We start from the raw sequence: 1,904 nt of genomic DNA on the forward strand, positions 1-1,904 counted from the left end.
TGCATCTACAACCGCTGAATCACCCCGTGAGACCATGCAACTGACATCGCAGTATTCCGCCGCTAACGATCTAATCGCGCTCGAAGAGAAGTATGGCGCCCACAACTATCATCCGCTCGATGTTGTCATTGAGAGCGCGCAAGGCGCCTGGGTCACCGACGTCGAAGGACGGCGCTATCTGGACTTTCTCGCCGCCTATTCCGCGGTGAATCAGGGTCACTGCCACCCTGCGATTCTTCGTGCCATGACGGAACAGGCGGGCAAGGTAGCCCTGACTTCACGTGCCTTTCGCAACACGCAACTCCCTTTGCTGCTCCGCGATCTGCACGATCTTACGGGGTTCGACATGGCGCTGCCCATGAACTCCGGGGCCGAGGCAGTTGAAACGGCTCTCAAGGCGGCCCGCAAATGGGGCCAGAAGGTCAAAGGAATAGCGAAGAACCGCGCCGAAATCATCGTCTGCGCCAACAACTTCCATGGACGAACGATTTCCATCGTGGGCTTTTCTACCGAGCCGCAGTATCGCGACGGCTTTGGCCCATTCTCCGCGGGCTTCCGGAACGTCCCCTTTGGTGACGTCGAAGCGTTACGCAACGCGATCACACCCGACACCTGTGCTTTCCTCGTCGAACCTATCCAGGGTGAAGCCGGAATTATCCTTCCTCCAGCCGGCTATCTTCGTGAAGTAGCGAGCATCTGCCGGGAGAACAATGTGTTGCTGATCCTGGATGAAATCCAGTCCGGCCTTGGACGCACAGGTAAGCTCTTCGCTTACATGCATGACCAGATCAGGCCTGATGTCCTCATCATTGGCAAGGCCCTTTCTGGAGGGTTCTATCCTGTGTCGGCGGTACTCTCATCGCATGAAGTCCTCGGGGTGTTTCAACCCGGAGATCATGGCAGCACCTTCGGCGGTAATCCGCTGGCCTGCGCCGTCGCCCGGGCGGCCCTCCGTGTTGTTGTCGACGAAGATCTTCCCACGCGATCAGCGGAATTAGGCGCCCACGCTCTCGCACATCTAAAGCAGATTCGTAGCAAGCACGTGGTTGACGTTCGTGGCCTTGGTCTGTGGCTGGCCATAGAACTCAACGTGCCGGCAAGGCCGTTCTGCGAGCGGATTCGTGATCACGGTGTTCTCTGCAAGGAGACGCACGAAAAGGTTATTCGTATTGCACCACCGCTTACGATCAGCCCCGGCGATCTCGATTGGGGCTTGGAAAGGATCGCTAACGTCATCGAAGAGATGTAGAGCTGTCGCCGTAAACTTGTCACCCTACCAGCATGATCGAATGCGACTTCGCGCTCTGCCGGATTAAGAACACCCCGGTGGCGGAGCACTCGAAGTGACGTCCTTAAGAATTCGATGTAACTCTCGAATTCCATCGGTTAAGGACGCCGGTCCCGGCTGCAGGATATGTGAGGAAGGCACCTCGTATACACGGCCGTTGCGGACAGCCCCAATTGCGTCCCAACCCGGACGAGAACAGATGGCATTTATGTCGACCTTCATTCCACACCAGGATGCGATGATTACATCTGGATTGCGTTGAACAATTTGTTCAGGCTCAACCACCCGATCCTTTGCTTTCCGCTGCTTACGAAACTCTGGAAAGATCGGCTCCCCGCCCGCAAGCTCAATCAGTTCCTCTACCCATTCAATTCCGCTGATGAGCGGATCATTCCATTCTTCGAAAAACACGCGCGGTCGCCAGTTGAAGGCTGCAGCCGCGTATGCAATTTTCTCCAACTCTGATTGGTACGCAGCAACGAGTTGCCTTCCCTTTTCTTGCTGATTTACCAGCCGAGCGATCAGTTCGATGAATTCGAAGATTTCCGACACATTGCGCTGATTGAAATTGAGCACGGGTAGGCCGCGATGGATAGCCTCTTTTGTGATCTCAGCC

At 55.8% G+C, this 1,904-nt stretch carries 2 protein-coding genes; one reads left to right on the forward strand and one right to left on the reverse strand.

Annotation, left to right across the window (positions count from 1 at the left end):
- Window positions 1–34 precede the first annotated feature (34 nt).
- Window positions 35–1,249 carry an ornithine--oxo-acid transaminase gene (gene rocD / locus AB4043_RS24105; protein WP_442300769.1) on the forward strand — a complete coding sequence of 405 codons (1,215 nt, stop codon included), beginning with the start codon at window positions 35–37 and terminating at the stop codon, window positions 1,247–1,249.
- Between the two features lie 63 nt (window positions 1,250–1,312).
- On the opposite strand, the gene AB4043_RS24110 is transcribed toward rocD, so the two are convergent.
- Window positions 1,313–1,904: ABC transporter substrate-binding protein (locus AB4043_RS24110; protein ID WP_442308333.1), on the reverse strand; the 592-nt coding region annotated here is incomplete at its 5' end.

Origin of the sequence: Terriglobus sp. YAF25, assembly GCF_052113305.1 — a bacterium.
Classification (GTDB): Bacteria; Acidobacteriota; Terriglobia; order Terriglobales; family Acidobacteriaceae; genus Terriglobus.